This is a genomic window from Synechococcus sp. UW179B (genome assembly GCF_900474245.1).
Taxonomy (GTDB): domain Bacteria; phylum Cyanobacteriota; class Cyanobacteriia; order PCC-6307; family Cyanobiaceae; genus Synechococcus_C.
Map to the genome: position 1 here is coordinate 122,471 of NZ_UCNZ01000019.1, position 21,061 is coordinate 143,531.

Genomic DNA, 21,061 nt, shown 5'->3' on the forward strand with positions numbered 1-21,061 from the left:
ATGCTAAGTAATATTGTGAATTCTGTTTACCAGCATGAACGACCACCGTCAATAATCAGATTCTGTCCGGTCATGTAGCTAGAAGCATTTGAGCAAAGAAATTGAATGGCTGAATGATACTCATTGGCGTTAGCCATACGAGATTGAGGGATGAGTGAGGTAACTTTTTCTACAAAAGATTCTGATTGGTTTGTAAAAATTCCCCCGGGTGATAGTGCGTTACAACGCACACCTGAGGAAGCCCAATATGTTGCTACATAACGTGTTAGTCCAATTAAGCCAGTCTTGATCACTGAGTATGTGACTGGCTTAACCGGTTGTAGGTGGTCAGGTAAGCCGGACTTCTTATAAAGGGGCTGATAGGGTGAGATGACAGAAAGATCAGAAGCAATGTTGACAATCACTCCTCCATTTCCATTATTTGCCATCTCTGATCCAAAGACTTGTGTGCAGGTTAAGGCACCAGTAAGCCCCACATTGATCTCACGATTCCAGGATTCAAGTGGAAAGTTTTCAAGTCGAGTGCCGTTGCTTAGAGAAGCGGTGTCGTTCACCTTCGAGTCAATTGCAGCATTGTTAATTAGAATATCTACACGACAATCAGTTGATGCAAGGGCATTGTGGACGTTAATCACGGAACCTTTATCGGTAACATCCATTACAAACTGTCGGATATTAGCTTCTGGGTAGAGATTGGACAGTTGGGATGCTACAAGGCCAAGTTCTGCCTCGTCAATATCAGTCAGGATAGGCTGTGCATGACATTCCAGAACTGCTTTGGCATGCTCTTGTCCCAGGAGCCCAGCTGCACCGGTTATTAGAACTGTTTTGGATGTAAGGTCAAAAGGCGTATGTTTGAACACTGAGATCAAGCTGTATCAACGTCATAATAAGATAGACGATTCCCAACAAATGAAGGATAAGCAAAAAATTAAAAAATCTGTTAAAATAGATATATCAAGATGATAAATAAAAATGAAATCTTTTGTATCGCTCGGCCCTACATGCGTACCCGCTGAAATACTTAAGGCATCAGGTTTAAGAACGTGTAGCTTTGGATTTGATTGGGCACGCTCTGGTTCAGTACACTTGCAAAATTTTATGAGTATGGAACTGAGTTCATTTCTTGATTGTAATGTATTCAGGCCGTGTATAGAACTTCAGCAATGGTTGTCTCCAACAGATAGTAGTGTAAATACAGGGGATGTTCGGCCACGCACAATTAAATATGGTTTTCAGTATTACTACAATCCACATAGAGATTTAAGGCTAAAAAAAACCCATGAATATCTTCGTAGATCGTTCTCTCGTTTGGGAAGCGTAATGACTGATAAGAGCTGTGAAAAGGTATTCGTTCTTTCTGATTATATCAATAAGCAGCATTGTGAGTTCCTAGACAAAAAGGATATATCGGAGTTTCTTGAAGAGACTCTTGACCCAGTGATTGGAGATTATAGCATTGTAATTATAAGGATTCGGCTAATAAATGATATTAGCTATCGCGATATGATGGTGACTAAAGATAGAAAAGGGGATAGAATACAGTTATTTACTGTTGAGTTACCACAGTCGAGTGATGAAGAGAGTGTCAGGTCTCATACATATAGGTTGATAGGCAAGAAAGTATTTGGAAATGTTAGTAACGATGTCTTATGGCGGGAATGATCTAAAGAATTGATACATGTTCGCAATTAGTGTAGGAGTAGACGAGCTCAGTTATGTTTGATTGAACTTTCTGAGATGAAGCAACGGGGTCATGATCAAACACAGAGAGAGGAAATAAGAACGATTCCATGGTGTCAAGTATGTATTCAATACGTTGCTTATAAGGCATAAGATGCAGGTCACGAGAAAGAATATGGAACGGATTTAATGTTGGCAGCTTTTCAACATTGTACCCCTGCATGATGGCCTGAAGGCCAATTGTTCCATTGGCGTACCAAATAGTGAGCATGTCTTGGGGTATTACTTGGAAGTGTTGTCTTCTAGGGAATAAGTAAGTAGAGGGAATCGAACAGATTGAATCATAGAATAACTTTGAGCGATGCTTGAGTACACCGCGAAGATGTTTCTCTGAGGCAAAGCAGCGCCCAGTTCGGCGGAACTGCTGCGGATGTTCCTTTACAAGGAGAATATCTTTAGGTGAGATAGAAGAGCGTATATGATGAATGGTTTCACGTTGATCTGCACATGTTAAGGCCGAAGGTATTGTTGACGATTCGGGCTGAAAGTGAAGATAATAGAGATGAAACTTCTGTTTTTTATTTAAATTTAGCAGCGAATCTGGATTGGTCGAAAGAGAATCATAATATCGAGCAAGATTAACATTATGCTCTAGGGCTAGCTGACCATGATGCTGGTCGTTTAATAGGTAGCGTATCTCTTGTGAATAGTTAGATGATGCTCTTAACTTAGTTTTTCCACTGTAAGGAACCCGTGCATTGCGAGATGTCGAGGTATTCTCGAGAAGAATTTCCAGGTCTTCGCGTCGTGAAATGCGGTCTAGACTCGCACATGAGGAACGAATAAGTTTGTTCGAGCTCAGATCTACAATAAATGAGTGAGTTGAAAGTCCTGCATTTATCAGGCATAAGAATGGAATATCAAGTTTTTTCGCAACAAGGCTAAAAATAAAATCGCCAAATGAATGAGGAAGAACTGTTGAAAGTACGATTTCAGGTTTAAAAAACTGAAAGTAACGATGCCAGAAAGTGGTAATTCTTGAAATGTAGTAAAGAATATCGCTGTAGCAGGATGTATTAAGGTGTGTTCTTTGGGCCATGCGCACTAAGAGATCAAGATCAGTAGAGGAAAATTTAGAGTAAAGTTCTGAGCGCTCTATGTGTGAAAATGCTTTTAACGAATTACTATCTACAATACCTTCTAAATTGTTGTATACGAGATAGTGTGGAGTCTCAATTGAGGGCCAAACTATGCGAGGTGATGGTATCGATTTCAATTCGGCTTCATTTGACGAATTCGAGAGCTTAGGATCAACGAAACTTGGTAGAAGGTTGTCTTCCAAGTATAGTTTTGATGCTAAGTGGTCGACACCAGAGTAGTTGTAAAGGGTAATTCGTTTGTGATGAGATAGTTCAGTCATAGGTAGGGTGATTTTCGTTTTTTAGAGGGAACGAGTCTGTCCACCATCCAGAGTAAAGATGGAACCTGTACAGAATGATCCATTGTAAGAGCACAGCCAAAACACAAGATCAGCGATTTGCTCGGGACGTCCAAAGTTTGACAATGGTACGTTATCTTTTAGCATTTTGTTGACCATCTGTGGATTATCAATTAACTTTGACTGCCATGTTGAACCTGGAAATAATATATTTCCGGGTTGAATTGCGTTGATTGTGATCCCTGATTTTGAAAGGCTCATCGAGGCATGTTTCACGTAAGAATTCAATGCTGACTTTGCAACGGAATAAGTTGTAGGGGCACCAGGTATAAACTCATGTCCGCAGATTGAAGAAACACAAATGACTTTGCCTTGTGCATGTCCAAGGTGAACCTTAGCTTCTTCTATGCAGTTAGTCGCACTAAAGAAGTTCTGATGAAAGGAGCGCAACCAGTCTGTATAGGTTTCTGAGCCAGGCGGAGCACTGGTTCCTGAGCCTGCATTGCAAACGAGAATGTCTAACTGTTTGTATTTTTTGATGCAAAATCTGATGAGTTCAGATGCTTGGCTGGGATCACTGACATCAGCTGCAAGCCCTGATACGTTTGGTGAAGAGAAGTCCGCAACGGCTTTGTTAAGGGAAACCTCTGAAAGACCGTTAAGAACAACCTTACAGCCATGAGAATAGAACTTGTTAGCTATGTACCTACCTATGCCCCTAGATGAACCAGTGACAAGTACTCTCTTATCGGATAGATCTGAGTCCATACTAATAACAATAATCTAAAATATAGTTAATATATTGCTGCATTTGTTCTATATCATTTTTATCCAGAGGTGCACGCGCTGCTTGGAAGATTAATGAGCCGGTATAGCCTCGAGAGACAAGCTCTCGCAAAGTCAAGGGGATATTTGCATTACCTGTTCCGAGATTCACCGTTGTGCCATTAAGAACGCGATCTTTGATGTGAACATTTTTAATATATGGATAGTAGGCATTGAGTTCTTCCAAAGTATCGTAACCAAGAGCAGAGCTATTGCCAATATCATAGTTTATTCCGAAATATTTGGATGGAAACTTTTTAATAAAATTGAGAAGTTCTAGTGGAGGCATATCTGACTCAAATAGTATATGGACATTAGAGGTGGCAATAACAGATTGATATTTGCTAAATGTTGACAAGAGAAGTTCAAGCTCTCTCTCGTGCTTGATTGACCCATTGTCGACCAAAGGAACTACAATGTAAGGAATTTCAAGTCGGGTGCAAGCCCTTAATATATTTATGAAGTCTATACAAAGTTTTTTGTAAAGTCCATCTGAACTTTTCCAAAAAGGTTTTTGCATAAAACAATCACCTGTTAAGCCACTAATTTTAATATTATATTTTTGGCAAAGAGATTGTATGAGACTATGTTGCTGTGGATCAAGCAGTGGATTCTCGTTAATTGGATCATCAAGAGTCCATTCCATCCGCGTAAGACCAAGCGACTGGGCGAGGATAAATTCAGTGGTCCAAGTTTTATGTGGAAAGGCCTGTATTTTGTTGTTTTGCATAGGAGAAAGTCTCCCTTGCATGAAGCCAAGTTGATTAAGCATTAAAGATTAATCTGAAGGAGAATATTTGAAGTTGCGTGTTCTTGAGCTAGCCGGTTAATATAAGTATCATTAAGCGAAGCCAAAGTCTCGGAGAGCCAAGACGATATTGGCGAATTTGATATAGCAAGTTCGATAGGTGATAGACCAGAATGACAATCTACTTGTGGCTTCTTATTAGTTAACCAATTCAGATGGTTCAGGAGATTGTAATCTTGTATATAATGATAGCAAAGTTTCTCTGGCTTTATACCACAAGCTTTGGTTAAACAACTCAAAGACCTTGTACTGAAATATTGGAGATGAGCTGAATGGTAGTAAAAGTCTGAATAAGCTTGAGAGGCCCACACTGATAAGAGGGGATCGTAAAGATTTGGCATCTCAATAAAGAGTTGGCCCCCAGGTTCTAAAGTCTTTAATAGTGTTTTGAGGAAGTTAATAGGGTCTGGTGTATGTTCAATGACTTGAAATGATGCTATCATTGAATATTGATTATTTGCAAACTTAGATGCCTCTAAAAAGTTTGTATCTGTTTCGACTGACAGTGTATTTTTGATATAACTGGCGGATCTTTCGTCAAGTTCAATCGCATGTATTGAGGCTACTTTATCCTTAATGTGATAGATGAATTGACCAGCCGAAGCTCCAACTTCGAGAAAGGTCGTATCAGTTTTCAATAGCGGCAATATTATTTTTAGCCTAGAATCTTGATATTTTACATACGTAGTAAATATTTCTTCAGATTCTGTCGTTGATGGGATTGCTTTATGGGAATATGTTTTACGGTATTCTTCTGCATAATACTCTTTTAGGTTGCTAGGAGCTTGGTCAAGGAATCCATGATCGCAGCTATGGCAATAGTATACATTTCCTTTGCCATGTCTCAGGGATTGGGAGAGGAGGCTGGTGGTGGGACTTTTACAGATTGGACATGCACCAGCAGTGTCGGTGCTTGTTGTAGTTAGAACCATGGTTTAATTTAGCTCAACCAATTCTAGGTAAAGGTTTTCAGGGCCATTAATAAATACTACCTTAGCCTTTTGATTTGGCGCAATATTTGGTTCAGATAGTGATCTGTAGCCATTATCTCTTAACCGTAGAACAATCTCATGGATGTCTTGTACCTGTAAAGCTATGTGCGTTATTCCAGGGGTAAAAAGTGTTGTTGGTTGAGACAAGTCGCTTGAGAGATCTCTAAAGTGAAGAAGCTCTACGGATTGATTCTTTTCGTCTCGAAGTTTTATTGTTCTAACAGTGGTATTTGCTTGATTAAGTATGGAATCAATGAACGATCCTTCTTCCAAATTATCGGCATATACGGTAAAGCCTAGTAAATCACGCCAGAATACTAGTGACTCCTCCGGGTTTTTTACAACAATTCCTATATGCCTAATTGTATTCAACATATAGACACTGTTTCACGAATTGATTCTTCGAGTACATCAAGTCCTTCCTTTAAAGCATCGTCTGTAATTGTGAGAGGAGGTCCTATTTTTATTGACTCTCGCCCGGTATGAACGACTAAGAGACCACGTTGCATGCATAATTCTGCCACTTTACTTGTAAAATATGGATCTGGTTCTTGAGATTTTGTATCTTTAAAAAGAACCGCTGCAATAAGACCTTTCCCATGAAATGATGAGATTCGATCCGGAAACATGTTTTTAATTTCTTCTAATCTGCTTAATAGATAAATACCTTTTCGATGCGATTCATTGACGAGATCTCTGTCACGTAGCTCATCAAGGACCGCCATACCAGCAGCACAAGCGATCGGATTAGCCGAGTGTGTGCTACTCATATTTCCTATGGTCGGTAGATCAAGTATCTCCGCAGGACCAAGAACTCCTGATATTGCTATGCCTCCACCCATCCCCTTGCCACACGCTATGAGATCAGGTGTAACGTCGTAATGCTCGTAGCCGAAATTCTTACCCGTACGTCCAAAGCCAGATTGCATTTCGTCAAACGCTAGGAGGATATTATTTTGATCACATAGTTCCCTGATTTTCTGGACGTATTCAGTAGGGTAAAAAAGAGATCCCCAGCCTTGGAAAGTTTCGAGCACTATTCCACAAATGTCAGTTGAGAGCTTAATTCCCGCTTTAGCAAGCGAGTTTAGAGAGTCTTCTAAAAATTGTTCAGGAGTTGTATTATCTAGATGCCATGGATATGGGAAAGGAATATGGTGAATATTTGGGTCTTGATATCCGATCCATTCTTTTTGTTGATCATTCCCACATAGCATTTGGGCTCCTAGTGTGCGTCCATGCCAATTTCCTGACAAGCAAATGATGCCAGAATTTTTCTTTCCCAATTTTTGACCGTGCATTCTCATTAATTTGAGAACAGCTTCTGTTGCTTCAGTTCCTGCAGAAAGCAAGAAAGCTTTAGTGAAATTTGGACCTGCGAACTCGAGCAGCCGCTCTATGTAATCTGCCCTAATACTATTTGGGTACGAGTAGCAGCTAATGAGTGGATTTGATAATGCTTTCTTCAGATACGAGATAAGCCTAGAATTTGAATGCCCTATGTTTGATACGAAGATTGTTGAAGTGAAGTCGATCCATTTGTTATCACAGTGATCATATACATTGAAATCATCTGCCTTAGCCCATGCTAGTGGGAGTTGGCCATGCATAGAACGTGATTCGCATTTGGCAAGCCTGTCTAAGAGCTCTCGAGTACCAGGCGCTGGGATTGCTGTTTTAATTCGTCTATTGGCCGTCTTCACCTGTGGTACGTCGACGGGATCTAGAGAAAAATTGAATGAAGCCATTATTCAAAAGATGGAATGTTTTAGGTCAGGATTCATTTTTAGATATGATCTTGCCAATTGAAGATCAGAAAATGAGTCAATCTCTATCACATGAGGCGTTATGAAAGGCATGACCCTGTTCCCGTGTAGTTTTGATTCTGACCGAACAAATCTCACATTAATTATGTCTATATAACCATTGGCTGTAAAGGTTCTAGGATAAGTCTGTCTCGCGCTATTAATCGAATCCAAATCAGATGAATGGGTAAATACAGTAGTAAGTACGCCTGATTTATCTATCTCCGTAGATTTGTATGCTGATTCGGAATCAGGATGGACTGATCTTAGTGATGTGAAATCATTGCCTTGGGACGTAAATTCATTAATTGCTTTTTCAAGTAAAAGTGGGTTGCGCAGAGGTGTTGTCGGTCTAAGGTGTATTATGTAGTCTGGGATTTCAGTTGGACTATCAATATTATCTAAGGCATGTAAAATAAATTCATAATCTGTCGAGTTATCTTTAGAGATAATCTTTGGTCTTAAAAAAGGTACCTGAGCTCCACAGGACATTGCATGATCAGCATAAACTTTTGTATCTGTCGAAACTATTGTATTTGTTATCGAAGGTGTTCTGAGCGCAGCTTTAATTGACCATTCCATCAGTGAATGACCTCCAATTTCTTGGAGATTTTTATCTGTTATTCCTTTTGATCCAGATCGTGCAGGAATAAGGGCGAGACAATTCATGAACTTAGTGGTTTGCCTCTAGGTCTAAATGTTCTCGGAGTTTACGGGCAATTGGGATCTCTGCATCAATGATCTTTTTCCTGCCGTCACCCATTGCACTTTCTATTTTTCGAACTGCACCCACAAGCTGGCGTAGTCCAGATGGTTCGATCGAAGCAGCTTGATCTGAGCCATACATGGCTCGATCAAGCGTTATATGTCTTTCTAAGGAGGTGATCCCGAGCGCAGAAGCTGCGTAGGAGATTGCCAAACCTACTTCGTGCCCGCTGTAACCAACGTTACATGAATATCGGTCATGAAGTGTTTTTATGAGGTTTAGATTTGCATCTTCGTCTTTCATTGGGTATGTTGAAACAGTATGCATTAGCTCAAATGGACAATTATGGCTTTTAAATATATCTACTGCCCTGTCAATGTCCTCAAAAGTACTCATTCCGGTAGAAATAAACGTATGTTTCTTTTCAGATGCTACTTTGTGCAGAAGATCTGTATTAACTATCATTGCGGATGCAATCTTGTTGTATTTGCATGAAAAATTTGCCAAGAAATCTTGACTATTTAGATCCCATGCAGAAGCAAACCACTCAATATCAATTGACCTGCAGTAGCTGTCTATCTCAGTATAATCTTCCATTGAAAACTCTATCCCAAGCTTTTGGTCCCTTTGAGTATCTCCCCAGGGACTGATTCTTGGGCTGTCGAGAAAAGATTTTGAATACACTGAATCAATATCACGCTTTTGTAGTTTTATTGAGTCACATCCAGCCTCCTTGGCAACGCTAATTAGTTTCTTGCATAAATCTAGATCGCCGTTGTGATTAATCCCTATTTCCGCAATTATGAAAATTGGCATTGTGTTTTCTTTCAGGAATTGAGATAAGACAACAATAGTTCTGGTGAATTAGGTAAAATTGTTTCGACTAGTTCTCGTATCACTCCGTCTCCACCATCGACGGGGATCACGTGATGAGCAATTTGCCTAATTAATTGGTGTGAGTCCCTCGGGCAGAATATCAAGTCACATTCTAGCATAGCCTCGTAATCATTCAAATCGTTGCCTATGTAGAGTATTTTGCCGTCTTTATTATGCTCTTTCGAATCTGATCTGTATTTACGTATAAATTTTCTTTTATTCTTTATTGCTTGAAAGCATTTGATACCCATTTTCTCCGCACGTTTTGTGACAACTCGATTTTTTTCTGTCGACAATATTAAAATATCTAATTCCCATTTAATTGCAGTTGAATAATTTCGTAATAGATTTAATCCAAGCCCATCTGCTCTGCTGCATTTTACTAACTCGGTGCCATCCTCCTGCACATACACTGAATTATCTGTAAAAACTCCATCAAAATCAATGACAATAGTCTGGATGTCTTGCCAATTATAAGTTATTAACTCATGCATTTCTAAATTCTGCTTCAAGGATCTGGCATAAAATATGGCCTATCATAATATGCATCTCTTGAATTTTCGATGTTTCATTTGATGGTATAATTAATGAGTAGTCAGAATGGGAAAGCGCGTCTCCCCCACGAACACCTAGAAAGGCTATCGTAGTCACATCTTTAGTCCTTGCAAACTTAAGTGCCTCTACAATATTTACGCTATTTCCAGAGGTTGATAATACCATTAGAATATCTTGTGGACAAAGAAATGCTTCAAGCTGCCTAGTAAATACATAGTGATACCCAAAGTCATTCGCGATAGAGGTCAGTATGGATGTGTCAGTAGTTAGTGCAATTGCCCTTATTGCATTGCCATTTAGTTGAAAGCGCCCTACTAATTCTGCTGCAATATGCTGACAGTCTGCTGCGCTGCCTCCATTACCACAAAGGTAAATCGTGCCACTCTGTCTAAGTGCTTTGGCCATTACACAGCTTATCTCTGCTATCTGTGGTACAGCCTTCAAGGTTGATTTAGTTAAATCAATATGATTTTTAATTTCTTTCTGAATGACTTCAGTAATTTCGCTTAGATTTGACTTCATTTGTTTGATGCTTAGAAATGGTTAGAGATCAGTTACGTTTCGATGTACACATCTTATTGTACTTATCGCACAATAGCGGCAAGTACTACTTTAATGGTCAACGTCGCCGCATTCTTAAATTTATTTCTGGGTTTTGGTCTATCCATATTTAGTATATTCTATACCTGCGAAAGTATTTCAGATAAGTTACTTGCTGCATTTGGAGTCAGCATGGTATTGAACTCACAAGGTACTCCATGGTTAATCTCGCGAAAAGTTGTAACTGAGTGCCACTTATTCTTCTTTACAACATCTAAGAAATATATTACTTCTTTAAGTATAGAATCCGAGTTGTGTGGTCTAATTTTTATTCCAAGATCTTCACATGCTTTATAATCCCACATTGCAGATTTAATTAACGCATTTATTGCCCCCGGATCAACTAACTTTTTATTCATGATCTCCAATCTTTTTGGAGATCCTATCAGCTTTAGCCATGGCGAATGAGCATGTAGTGTCGGAGCATCTATATATAATGTTGGAGCTGATGAAACGGTTTGTGCAAATCCGGTCACACCTGTATTAGCACCAATAATTAACTTGCAACTTGCTGCTAGATGCAGCTGAAGTTTTTGATCGCACGATTTTAGTTGTGATAGATCTAGGAAAAATTTATTTAATATATTAATTGGCTTTCCACATGAATTGTATCTTATCACAAAGTATCCTTCTGAAATGAGATATTCAATTGACTTATCATAGTGCTCTATTTCACTATCTCGCCATGGTTGACTGGGCCCTACGTAGGCTGAGTCTCTATTGCATATTAATGCAATAGGTCTTTTGCCAAATTCTTCTTGGTAAGGTAAATATCTTCGTATCAATTGGTAGTTAGGTAGAGAAAGCTTTTGATTTACAATTCTTGAGAACTTCTCAAGAATTGTTAGATCTGAATCTTCTGGATAAACAGCAGATGTATAGTTTGATGCTTCTTTTGATGACTCTATTGCCAATTGTTTTTTCAATGCTGGTAGACATTTCTTGTTGATGTGAGTAATTCCTATATCAGGATGTAGAGCCGTTATCTCTTCGCACGTAAACCTATGCTTGTCAATATCATGACATGATATAGAGCTAAACTCTGATGCTATTAAATGTGGCAGCTCGTGAAATGTATTTAGCTCTTCGGGTAGATTATATATTTTTAGACGTGCAGTTCTGTCAATTAATATGTTGTACGTAAGAAACATATATACCAACCTATTTCCACCGAAGCTGAAACCTTGCTCGCATATCAAGTAAAATTGACTATTGGCTATGGCTCTTATATCTTTACCAGCATTTGGTTTGCTGCAAGTATAAAATGAATACCTGTTCAACACATTCGCTAAATGGGGATAGTGACTTAACTCTTCGACTGTATTTTGTGATAGTGTAATACGATTAAAAGTATTTTCTAGTATTGCCAGAGCTTTGAATATTTCACTATATAACTTTGGATTTTTAGCTTTAAAGTAATCATTATATTCTTTAATCGTATGGCACCCTTCTATTGTTGATCCTGTATCATCTAAATATGCTGAAATCACCTGAAGCTTAATCTTCGCAACTATTGCTGAATTTGCTTTGTTAAGCTGAGGATGGTTCAAGGTTTCAATCTCGCTTCTTTCTAGGTTAGCATTTTCTACTCCTTCTCTTGCCCTAAAGTTACCTGTTCTCTTTTAAATTCTATTTGCATTATTTTCTACTCTAAAATTCAGATTGGGATTTTTTTATTTCTGATCTCAGCTGATAGTTGTTTTTGTCTTGATCCTATATGGATCTCTATATGGTAAAATTCTAAATATCCTCCTTAGACTTAATGACTATTGCTAATAAGATTATTACAACTATTGGACCTTCTACTGCCTCCACGCAACAAGTCAAACTTTTGAGGGATGCTGGTGCAAGCTCTTTTCGTATAAATCTTTCTCATTCAAACGAGGAGAGTCTTGATTCATATATTGATTTTATTTCCAAAGCAGATGTTCTTCCTTCTATCGATACACAAGGCGCTCAGCTCCGTGTTTTTGGGCATCCTAGAAAGTCGTTTTATTCGAAGGGTGAACAAATTCTTGTAGGTTTTGACAACTCAAATCACTTATCCGACTTCGAGATTGTTTTCAATCATTGTGAGGTTCTTGACCAGATTGCCGAAGGAGATTGTATCAAGATTGACTTCTGTGGACTAATACTCAAGGTATTGAAAATATCCCATGAATCTTACTCTTTTGTGGCTGAGGTTGCTAACGATGGAAAAGTCACCCCAAACTGTTCAGTTGATATTATCGATAAGTCAATAAAGCTCGACGCTTTTACTTCATTTGATTTATATGCCATTAAAAATTCCATTGTCAAGGGTATTGAATCAATTTATGTTTCTTTTACTAATTGTGGTGATGACATTAAGTTCCTACGTCGATTAATTAACGAGCAAAAGCCGCTTTCCTTTCCTCATGATCCGACAATTATCGCCAAAATTGAATCTAGGCAGGGAATCAATAATTTAGAGTCCATTCTACCGCTTGTCGATGGCATTCTTATCGACAGAGGTGATTTGTCGAGAGAAGTTTCTATCTCGAGAATACCTTTAGCGACAAAAGCAATTCTACAAAAGTGTACAAGTTATGATGTGCCTTGTTATGTTGCCACGAATGTTCTCGACTCAATGATTACTTCTCCTTTGCCGTCTAGGGCAGAGATTTCCGATTTATTTAATATGTATGAAAATAATGTCTCTGGTATCGTCTTAGCTGCCGAGGTTGCAATTGGTAAGTATCCAGTAGACTGTGTTCATGTTGTCAAATATATTCATTCAATATTTTCAGCTAACAATGATGGCTTTCTTTCAGTACTTCCTCATTCCTATACTATTCATAATATGCCACAGCATTTAGCGGCTTGGCTTTAAATATTTTCTATATCAAAACTATAATTCTTTTTCGCATTTTCAATGCGGCATCAATAACAAGAGTTTCATTTGATTAATTCTTTTTTTGAGCAGAAAAAATGGTATTATAGTTAAGCTTAATGGATACACAATTCCGTAGATTATGTTACTCAGGCAACCCCAAATAATCTTTAAACTTTTGTTTTTAGAATTTCTTTTTTCATGTAGCATCGCTGAAATCCTTATATACAATTTCGGTGTAGACCATTTAAAGCAATAATAAGCATGCCTCATGTTATATTTATAACCCCCTGAGGACTTTATATTCATATAGAACGTAATTATCTTCCTCATGTCAATGCAATCCGTTATAAATTTCTTTTCATATTCAGAAATACTGAAAATTTCTTTTGAATAATCCCAGAAGTGTACCTGATGACTACACTTACCTGATTTTAAATTTTCGTACACTCTGTCTAAAAGTGTGTATCTAGTGCTTCTAGATTTAATTTTGTTTTCTTCCCTTATTTGCTTTATACTTTTAGATCTATGCTTTTCATAAAATGAAAGTTTATGTTCCAATCCTGCATATGTAGGATATACATCTTCCGCTTTGATCGTTTTCAGGTCTATCCACTTCCTTACATCATTTACTACTTTTACCTCGTCTTTCAAAATATCATCGTAATCTGCATAATAAATCGATTCAAAATATTTTTTATGGATCCTAAAAATATTAAGATGATAATATGACATCTTTGCAAGAACGTGAGGTTTTAATATTTGATAATCTAGCTTTGTTAACTTGACTTCGTCGGCTTCAAGAATACTTGCCTCCGTTCTTCTATCAATATTTACTGTTGGTCTTCTATATGTAGCTATAATCTTTGATTTTGGGAAATCCTTTTTAAGATTAGGGATATATAAATCGCAATGAATGTGATATATAATCTTATTTGGCATTGTGCTTGCATCTTTCTTCGCAAATATCTCGTAATGTGCTTCATGTAGAGCTATTAGTAGTACTCGAGAGCTTACTAACTCACTTTGAGCTGAATCTAATTTCTCAAGCACTCTTGAGCCAAAATCTTCTATACTTGTACACAGAAACTTGTCCCCATTTACTCCTAGTGCATTTAAGGATTCGCTCCCTGGCATTATTCTTGTGTCATATAGTGCAGGCATTCTATTAAGGATCGAATATATTAAACATTCGTTGTTATTTTCATTCTTTCTAGCCTGTATATAATGGGGATAAAAGTACATCAGGCAATATCCTGGGATTGTGTATATTCCTTCAGTTGAATCTAAAAGTGTGTGAAGATACTTGCTCCCTGCTCCTGGGCCTGTAACTAATCCAATCATGTTGATGTTACGTCTTGCCATTCGTCCGCTTTGCATTTGCTTACTTTAGCACCCTGTTCATTTTTTACCACTTATGCAATTTAGATGATTTGCTTTCTGCCAATATACTGAGTACTCCTATTGTAAGTTATTTTTACTCGCAGTTATATTTTTACCATTTCCCATGATAATATTTCACTCGTGTTCCCCTTGTTTATCAGAGTGATATTTAGCTCTGTCTTGCCTTTTTAACTGATATTGTTATATCCCTCCATACCTTTTTGAAACTAAAGGGTATTTTTTACTTAACTCACCATTGTCATATTCTATGCCAAAACACCCTCGCAACATCTTTAACACTCGCAAAGTCTTGTTCGCTTGAGTCTCCTCGGCACCTGTGCTTCCTTTACGGTCTTGTATCACCATTATTCTAAACCACTGCATCAACAAGGTCCTTGCTGGCAATACGTCATGTCATTCTCTGAGCAATGTATAGTATGTTCAACTTTCTGATTTCTAATGCAAGAACAAGTATCTAAAGCATTTGACAAGCTTTGGAATCAAATGTACGACAGAGATTCTTGTTCTGATGATGAGCTAGGAATTACTAATGATAATATGAAGCTGGTTCGATGGTCAAATGATTTGATAACCAAATGGGTAAGTGATGCTATTTCAGCAAGGCAGACTTTTAGTATCTTAGATGTTGGTTGTGGTGGTGGTTATGGATTCAAGTCGATCCTTGAACTTAACCAGGCTTCCTTTGCTAAACTAAATCATATTGAATATGTTGGTGTCGATCTCATAGACTTGAACGAAACAAAGAAGAACCTTGATTTGTTTTTAAGCACGTCCCTCCCTAATGTCAGTTACTCGATCGAATTATTGCATGAAGACATGAATACTCTTTCTACTGTAGATCAGTTTGACCTTGTTATCGCTCTTGGCTCCCTGCATCACACACCATCTGTAAGTTTGTCGCTTCAATCTACTTATCGTTATTTAAAGTCCGATGGCACATATATTGGTTGGATCATTAATGATCAAAAACCTCTTAGGCGCATTACCGACACTTTTTTTAGGGATTTTTTCAATGATGCAGTGCAACAGATTTATCATGATCAGGACTTGTCATCTTTATCCCTAATATTTAAGGCTCTCGGAGAAGCTCTTGAAGATAAGACTATTTCAATTGATAATAGAGTAACCTGTCTCGATTTAGATCCAGGAACTTATAAGTTACAAACACTTCTATATGACTATTTCATGAAATGTTATTTTAAAAGTGGTGATTCTACCGAAGGTTTGACTAGAATTAAGGCTCAGATTTTCGATTGGTTTGCACCTCAATATTATCATCAGACATCTCGTAATGAGCTCATCGATATTTTAACCGTACTTCCTGCCTCCGTGAATCATTGCATAGTTACAAAAACAAATGGCCACTTCTTCAAATTCGATAAAGGTATAATTGATTAATGCAATTCAATCTTTCTGACTTCAATTCAACACACTTGCAATTCTTTAATGACCATGGTTATCTCCACTTCAATCCAGTTGACGAAATCCTTGAACATACAAATACACTCTTAGCCTCGCTTGATCATTTTGGTCAACTATTAACAGGTAACGAACACTTTAATATTAGAGATCCTCGTCTTCTTGCAGATGCGAATAAAATGGGTTTCTTTAAGCACATTAGAAACTTATCTGAGCTCTCTTCATTACAAGGTTCTAGCACTATTCGTTCCCTATCCTCATATCTTGGTGTACGAATCCCTTGCCTTGGGCCTAGTTCTATCCGCCTTGACATTAGTCAAGAGAAATCACATCAATTTGGTTGGCATCAAGATGCACCATCACTTCTAGGCTCCACTAATATGCACACATATTGGATTCCTTGTACTGATGTTAATAGCGATCATGGAACTATTGAATTAATACCTAAGAGTCACAATAGTATTCATCTACAAACTCTTGACGCAAGAGATAAACACTTAGCCACTAGAGAAACAAGCTCAAATCTAATTCTTAACCCTAATTTTGCGCTCGAGCAGGGAACTCCTATACAAATTAGTGCTAAAAAGGGATCTATAATTGTTCTACATCCTCTCATTATTCATAGAAGCTATTACCCATCTAATCATCACCCTAGCAGAATTACTGCCATACTTAGAGTTGATGATGTTGGTGATTTAGATCATATTAAACTTGGTTTAAAAACGGCTCTTACTGGTTTTAATATATTTAATTCACCTGAGTACGTTGATTACTATAAGAAGTACTGTTCAACTTGCCCTTGATTTTATTCATCTTATGTAAATTGTATTTTTATCTTTTCCTCTTTGTAGAACTCAGTCACAGTTTTAATCCTATATAATTCTTTTCCATTTGCTTGGTATATTCATCTATTTTTAAAGATACACATATTGTCCATATATAGCAAATCTAGTTCACAACTTACAAATGTCCTTATCGCGTCTTCTGGTTTCTCCACAATTGGTTCGCCTGAAAGGTTAAATGATGTATTTATTAGTACTGGTAGCTCCTCCTTTTCTTCTTTCATTGCTTTCATCAGATAGTACAGATAAGGTGAACTCTGCTCATCGACTGTTTGTATTCTAGCTGTGCAATCTCCATGTACTGTCTCTGAGAATATATTTTTATCTTTAGACACATCAAACACCTGTGTCATGAATGGTGATTTCCAATATTCCCCATTAAGGCTATCCATGTCTTCCATTAAGATTGCTGGTGCAAATGGTCTATATTTCTCTCTAAACTTTATCTTTCTATTTACACTATCTTTTGCACCTTTCATTTTTGCATTTGCGAGGATACTCCTAAACCCTAAAGCCCTTGGACCATACTCACTTCTACCTTTATGCCAACCTATAATTTTTCCGTTTAAAATTGCCCTTGCTGCCTCTCTGTAAAAAGCATTCTTCTCCATTACTTTATATTGTAGCCCTGACCGTTCAGCAGCTTTTATGTAATCTTTGCCTGTGTATTCAACCCCTAAAGCCATCGTGTTCGGCCTTATAATATTTATCTTTTGATCTATCTGATGTATACGTGCGTACAATGCATTGCCACATGCTAAGCCTCTATCTGATGCTGCAGGATATACGTATAGGGACTCGCGTAGGTTTAATTCCTTTTGTAATTCATGATTTGCTAATGTATTTAAGCTACATCCCCCTGTCAGTATCAGTTTTTTTGTACCTATTTTTTTCATATAATATTTCGCAATCTCTATATATGGCTTGCAAAATGCTTTTTGTATCTTCAATGCTGAATCAAAGTGTTCTTGTGTAATTAATCCATTGCCTCTTGGCTCGTGACCGAGGGCATTTTTGAATTCTTCGTATCTATAATGTGGTTCATAAATTGACGTATAGTTTTCAGTATTAAATAACCTCGATTGGACCATTATCTTTTCTTTTTCTACGTCAAAATATATTAACCCATCAAATGGACTGTTCATCTTCTCATCATCACCATAGGCTGCCATCCCCATCACTTTATATTCACCTTCTATACTCTTGAACCCCAAATAGTTCGTACCTGCAGAATAAAAATCCCCCAGTGAACAGTTATTGCCGAATGTTTTCACGCATTTTATTTCCTTTTCTGTAGCTTTGGCTATACGTATTGTTATACCGTCTCCATAACCGTCAACTGACATTATCATTGCATCTCTATAGTTACTAAAATAGTATGCAGCATATATATGTGCATCTGGATGACATACAGCAGTTGTTGGAGGACAGTACCCATATTCATCTTCTATATACCTTTTTATTTTTTGATCTAGGCCTTTATATGTTATTCCATCGTATGCAATTAAATCAATTTGCTTTATGTTCGTCTTAGTATACTCTAGGCATTTCTTTATACTGTATTCTGGAAACCTTCCAGAACTAGACTTATACCTTAGAAATCTTTCTTCTTCTGCCGCAAATACTATTGTATTATTGTCTAGTAATGCGATATTTGGGTCGTGTGTTTTACTATTAAAGCTCGCGTGAATCCCAAGAATCTTCATTTTTTTTAAACTCTACCATATATTAGCTCTTTTGCTCATCAAGTGTAGCTGTTGTCTTTTCATTTTCAATGGCTTCATTTTTGGCGACGCTTTACCAATTGTTACAGACTATTTGCGTTATTCGCCTGAATTAAGCTTAATGCAATTCAATTTTCATTACTTATGATTTCTACCATAAATTCTTAAATCTTTTATTCTGCTTATTTACTTTTTATATTGCATGTCTTAGTTTTAAGGAGTTCACTTATGTGCTATCACTTCCAGTATTGTTGCCCCTTTTCTTCCAGCTTTCACGCTATGTAGTACACCTTTTTCTATAATCAATAATCTATTTTCTTCCATTTTAAGTTTTACTATTTCATTTTTGAATCTTACTTCAACTTCCCCTTCCTGCAATAATATCATTTCATCTTTTTGATGTCTATGTTCCTCGTAAAATGCATTTTCTTTTAGCATGATTAACATTGCATGTAAATCTGAGTTTTTATCCTTATGAAAGCACAGACGCTTTGATCCTTTCTTTGAGAATTGCACTTCTTTCAATCTCTCATGAGCTTCTTTATTCAAATAATTGAAGCTAAATATTGCAGTCATTGCACGATTCCTCCTCTAATTATACTTTCAAATGAAAATCTCTCAATTCCTTCGTTTATTTGTATGATTTCTCTATTTATTCCCGGAAGCTTTCTTCTAACCAGTAAATTGACTATATTCACTACTGATTGATATGTTGCTATTCTATTGTTCGTTGTTCTTTGCTTGATCATTTCATATATACTATCTTTTGTTGCGTCATGTGTAAGTCTGTCTTCATTCATTACTTCACCAAACATTACTATATTTGATGTTACTTTGGCTTGTTTATTCTGTATTCCGATTACTCTAGCTGCTTGCAGTGTCGCTGCTTTCGCTACATGGTAACTTAGACTGATATCTAAATTAATTTTTAGAGCTGCAAATGAGTTCAGACTTACTATATTTAGACATTTATTATTCGCCTCGATCTGTTGAATGGCTTTGTCTGTTGCATAATATGGAATCAGTTCACGGTTTAGTTCTTCTAAGTAATTTTGTTTACCTCCTTTAGCTCTATGTGCAAATATTATTGTGTCGTATCCTTCACTTAATAACTTTGTCATTATTTTTTCTAATGCCCTTTGATCTTCATAATGTATTGTTTCTGCAAATTCTACCTCTTTATTTGTGTCTGTAATATTTACAATATCTCTTGTTTGTTTTCTCAAATTTTCGATTATGCATCTTCCAAATTTTCCTGCCCCACCAAAGACTATTATCTTATTATTCATTTTCCATTCTCCATTCTTTCATGTCTATTGATCTGAATAATTTTGGCTCTGGATAGTCTTTAGTCTTGCAGTACTTTCGTATCTTCTTACTTATCTCCTTGATGAATCTCCATGCAAATACTATTATAATGTCATTCTCCGTAAATTTAACATCTTCTAAGTCTGTAACTTCTATGCTTGTACTTGGCACATAGTTCCGTTGTCTTTTCTTATTATCATCAATAATACAAATCAGATTATTGAAATTCTCACTTTGAGCGACAGTAACACTTGCTGTTGCGCATGCGCCATATCCAATAAATCTAGTATTGGTGTTATTTTCAAAAAATAGCTTTTCGTCCTTTTTCCATTGTTCATAGCTTTTTTCCATATTTACAATGCTTTTCATATTCCCAGCATTTGATTTGTCAATTCTTGCTTTACTTTCCATAATCTTCTTTTTCGTTTTTTTTGCAATTGCTCTTATTGATCCTCCCTTAGTGTCTATTTGCTGTATTTCTAATATTGTTAATCCTTTTGCTTCCAACAATTCACTGAGTGAATTCTTTGTATAATAAAATAGGTGTTCATGGTATATATAATCCCACGCTTTCAATTCATTCATCTTATCGAAATCACTTACCTCGACTATAAATAGACCATCTTCCTTTAGTAGTTTCGAAACTTTTGCAGTTGCTTCGCCTATTTTTGGAATGTGGGCGAATGCATTTGTACTTATAATAATATCAAATTCACTATCTTTATATAAACTAGTGTTCGGAAAATAGTTTTTTTCTATTCTTATACCTGAATTTTTAAGACTTTCGCTGATCGGTGACGGATCTATTCCTGCAAGACTACTTACACCACCATTTTTATTCATTATTTCCTTTAATAGCAAACCATCGTTGCAACCTATATCCAGGATATTCACACTTTCATCCAGTATTCGATACTCTTCTATCTTTCTTATCAATTCTTGGAAATTATCCTTCATATCTGTTGAAGAGCTGCTTTCATATATATAGTTCTCGTAAAATAGCTCTTGTCCGGGTGATTCTTTAACTTGTACCAGTCCACATTTATTACACATATATATTCCTATTGGGTACCTGTTAATAGCCTCGCTCTTGTTTTTATTGTTCATGTAAAAATCCACCGGTGGAATATTCTTTAGATCTAATTCGTTTTTTCTATCCTGCATGTTTTCATGTTCGCATGCTGCGCAAGTTCTTTTTTTCATGGTCGTTTTTTATTATATTTTA

The 21,061-nt window shown here is 36.9% G+C and carries 21 protein-coding genes; 4 read left to right on the top strand and 17 right to left on the bottom strand.

Going from position 1 to position 21,061, the window contains the following annotated elements; all coding sequences use genetic code 11:
* Nucleotides 1-26 precede the first annotated feature (26 nt).
* Entirely contained in the window at nucleotides 27-863 is an 837-nt protein-coding gene (locus DXY38_RS08035) for an SDR family oxidoreductase (RefSeq protein ID WP_115071184.1), read from the bottom strand.
* Between the two features lie 112 nt (nucleotides 864-975).
* On the opposite strand from DXY38_RS08035, the gene DXY38_RS08040 reads away from it, so the two are divergent.
* Nucleotides 976-1,665 carry a DUF1796 family putative cysteine peptidase gene (locus DXY38_RS08040; protein WP_115071185.1) on the top strand — a complete coding sequence of 230 codons (690 nt, stop codon included), beginning with the start codon at nucleotides 976-978 and terminating at the stop codon, nucleotides 1,663-1,665.
* Nucleotide 1,666: 1 nt separating this feature from the next.
* Here DXY38_RS08040 and DXY38_RS13480 read toward each other — a convergent pair whose 3' ends face one another.
* The 11 genes from DXY38_RS13480 to DXY38_RS08095 form a co-directional block, all read right to left on the bottom strand.
* Nucleotides 1,667-3,025 carry a hypothetical protein gene (locus DXY38_RS13480; protein ID WP_206749679.1) on the bottom strand — a complete coding sequence of 453 codons (1,359 nt, stop codon included), beginning with the start codon at nucleotides 3,023-3,025 and terminating at the stop codon, nucleotides 1,667-1,669.
* 99 nt (nucleotides 3,026-3,124) lie between these two features.
* Nucleotides 3,125-3,889, bottom strand: coding sequence for an SDR family NAD(P)-dependent oxidoreductase (locus DXY38_RS08050; protein ID WP_115071187.1), 765 nt, complete (start codon nucleotides 3,887-3,889; stop codon nucleotides 3,125-3,127).
* Between the two features lies 1 nt (nucleotide 3,890).
* Nucleotides 3,891-4,718, bottom strand: a complete 828-nt coding sequence (locus DXY38_RS08055) for a sugar phosphate isomerase/epimerase (RefSeq protein ID WP_115071188.1) — start codon at nucleotides 4,716-4,718, stop codon at nucleotides 3,891-3,893.
* On the bottom strand, nucleotides 4,718-5,686 hold the full coding sequence (locus DXY38_RS08060) for a bifunctional 2-polyprenyl-6-hydroxyphenol methylase/3-demethylubiquinol 3-O-methyltransferase UbiG (protein ID WP_115071189.1): 969 nt from the start codon (nucleotides 5,684-5,686) through the stop codon (nucleotides 4,718-4,720). Before DXY38_RS08060 ends, DXY38_RS08055 begins: the two co-directional genes overlap by 1 nt.
* A gap of 3 nt (nucleotides 5,687-5,689) precedes the next feature.
* A complete protein-coding gene (locus DXY38_RS08065; RefSeq protein WP_170952892.1) occupies nucleotides 5,690-6,118 on the bottom strand; it encodes a VOC family protein in 429 nt (142 codons plus the stop codon).
* Complete coding sequence (locus DXY38_RS08070) at nucleotides 6,115-7,494, bottom strand: aminotransferase class III-fold pyridoxal phosphate-dependent enzyme (protein WP_115071191.1); 1,380 nt, start codon at nucleotides 7,492-7,494, stop codon at nucleotides 6,115-6,117. Before DXY38_RS08070 ends, DXY38_RS08065 begins: the two co-directional genes overlap by 4 nt.
* 3 nt (nucleotides 7,495-7,497) lie before the next feature.
* Nucleotides 7,498-8,220 carry a cytidylyltransferase domain-containing protein gene (locus tag DXY38_RS08075; protein ID WP_115071192.1) on the bottom strand — a complete coding sequence of 241 codons (723 nt, stop codon included), beginning with the start codon at nucleotides 8,218-8,220 and terminating at the stop codon, nucleotides 7,498-7,500.
* A 4-nt stretch (nucleotides 8,221-8,224) separates the two neighbouring features.
* On the bottom strand, nucleotides 8,225-9,073 hold the full coding sequence (locus tag DXY38_RS08080) for an N-acetylneuraminate synthase family protein (protein WP_115071193.1): 849 nt from the start codon (nucleotides 9,071-9,073) through the stop codon (nucleotides 8,225-8,227).
* 11 nt (nucleotides 9,074-9,084) lie between these two features.
* Entirely contained in the window at nucleotides 9,085-9,645 is a 561-nt protein-coding gene (locus DXY38_RS08085) for an HAD family hydrolase (protein WP_136988067.1), read from the bottom strand.
* Nucleotides 9,620-10,210: an SIS domain-containing protein gene (locus DXY38_RS08090; RefSeq protein ID WP_115071195.1), complete on the bottom strand. Its 591-nt coding sequence runs from the start codon at nucleotides 10,208-10,210 to the stop codon at nucleotides 9,620-9,622. Before DXY38_RS08090 ends, DXY38_RS08085 begins: the two co-directional genes overlap by 26 nt.
* A gap of 158 nt (nucleotides 10,211-10,368) precedes the next feature.
* Entirely contained in the window at nucleotides 10,369-11,838 is a 1,470-nt protein-coding gene (locus DXY38_RS08095) for a TIGR04372 family glycosyltransferase (protein ID WP_115071196.1), read from the bottom strand.
* A 212-nt stretch (nucleotides 11,839-12,050) separates the two neighbouring features.
* Here DXY38_RS08095 and DXY38_RS08100 point away from each other — a divergent pair, with 212 nt between their 5' ends.
* Entirely contained in the window at nucleotides 12,051-13,139 is a 1,089-nt protein-coding gene (locus DXY38_RS08100) for a pyruvate kinase (protein ID WP_115071197.1), read from the top strand.
* A 39-nt stretch (nucleotides 13,140-13,178) separates the two neighbouring features.
* Here the strand turns inward: DXY38_RS08100 and DXY38_RS08105 are convergent, their stop codons facing one another.
* Nucleotides 13,179-14,504, bottom strand: a complete 1,326-nt coding sequence (locus DXY38_RS08105; protein ID WP_136988069.1) for a hypothetical protein — start codon at nucleotides 14,502-14,504, stop codon at nucleotides 13,179-13,181.
* 477 nt (nucleotides 14,505-14,981) lie between these two features.
* On the opposite strand from DXY38_RS08105, the gene DXY38_RS08110 reads away from it, so the two are divergent.
* Nucleotides 14,982-15,941: a bifunctional 2-polyprenyl-6-hydroxyphenol methylase/3-demethylubiquinol 3-O-methyltransferase UbiG gene (locus DXY38_RS08110; protein WP_115071199.1), complete on the top strand. Its 960-nt coding sequence runs from the start codon at nucleotides 14,982-14,984 to the stop codon at nucleotides 15,939-15,941.
* Nucleotides 15,941-16,765, top strand: a complete 825-nt coding sequence (locus DXY38_RS08115) for a phytanoyl-CoA dioxygenase family protein (protein WP_115071200.1) — start codon at nucleotides 15,941-15,943, stop codon at nucleotides 16,763-16,765. Before DXY38_RS08110 ends, DXY38_RS08115 begins: the two co-directional genes overlap by 1 nt.
* 101 nt (nucleotides 16,766-16,866) lie before the next feature.
* Here DXY38_RS08115 and DXY38_RS08120 read toward each other — a convergent pair whose 3' ends face one another.
* From DXY38_RS08120 to DXY38_RS08135, 4 genes are all read right to left on the bottom strand, one after another.
* Nucleotides 16,867-18,510, bottom strand: a complete 1,644-nt coding sequence (locus DXY38_RS08120; RefSeq protein ID WP_115071201.1) for a carbamoyltransferase C-terminal domain-containing protein — start codon at nucleotides 18,508-18,510, stop codon at nucleotides 16,867-16,869.
* Nucleotides 18,511-18,750: 240 nt separating this feature from the next.
* Nucleotides 18,751-19,077, bottom strand: coding sequence for a WbuC family cupin fold metalloprotein (locus tag DXY38_RS08125; protein WP_170952893.1), 327 nt, complete (start codon nucleotides 19,075-19,077; stop codon nucleotides 18,751-18,753).
* A 23-nt stretch (nucleotides 19,078-19,100) separates the two neighbouring features.
* The gene (locus tag DXY38_RS08130; RefSeq protein ID WP_115071203.1) at nucleotides 19,101-19,817 is read right to left on the bottom strand and encodes an SDR family oxidoreductase; all 717 of its coding nucleotides are present in this window, start codon (nucleotides 19,815-19,817) and stop codon (nucleotides 19,101-19,103) included.
* The gene (locus DXY38_RS08135; RefSeq protein WP_115071204.1) at nucleotides 19,810-21,039 is read right to left on the bottom strand and encodes a methyltransferase domain-containing protein; all 1,230 of its coding nucleotides are present in this window, start codon (nucleotides 21,037-21,039) and stop codon (nucleotides 19,810-19,812) included. Before DXY38_RS08135 ends, DXY38_RS08130 begins: the two co-directional genes overlap by 8 nt.
* Between the last annotated feature and the right edge of the window lie 22 nt (nucleotides 21,040-21,061).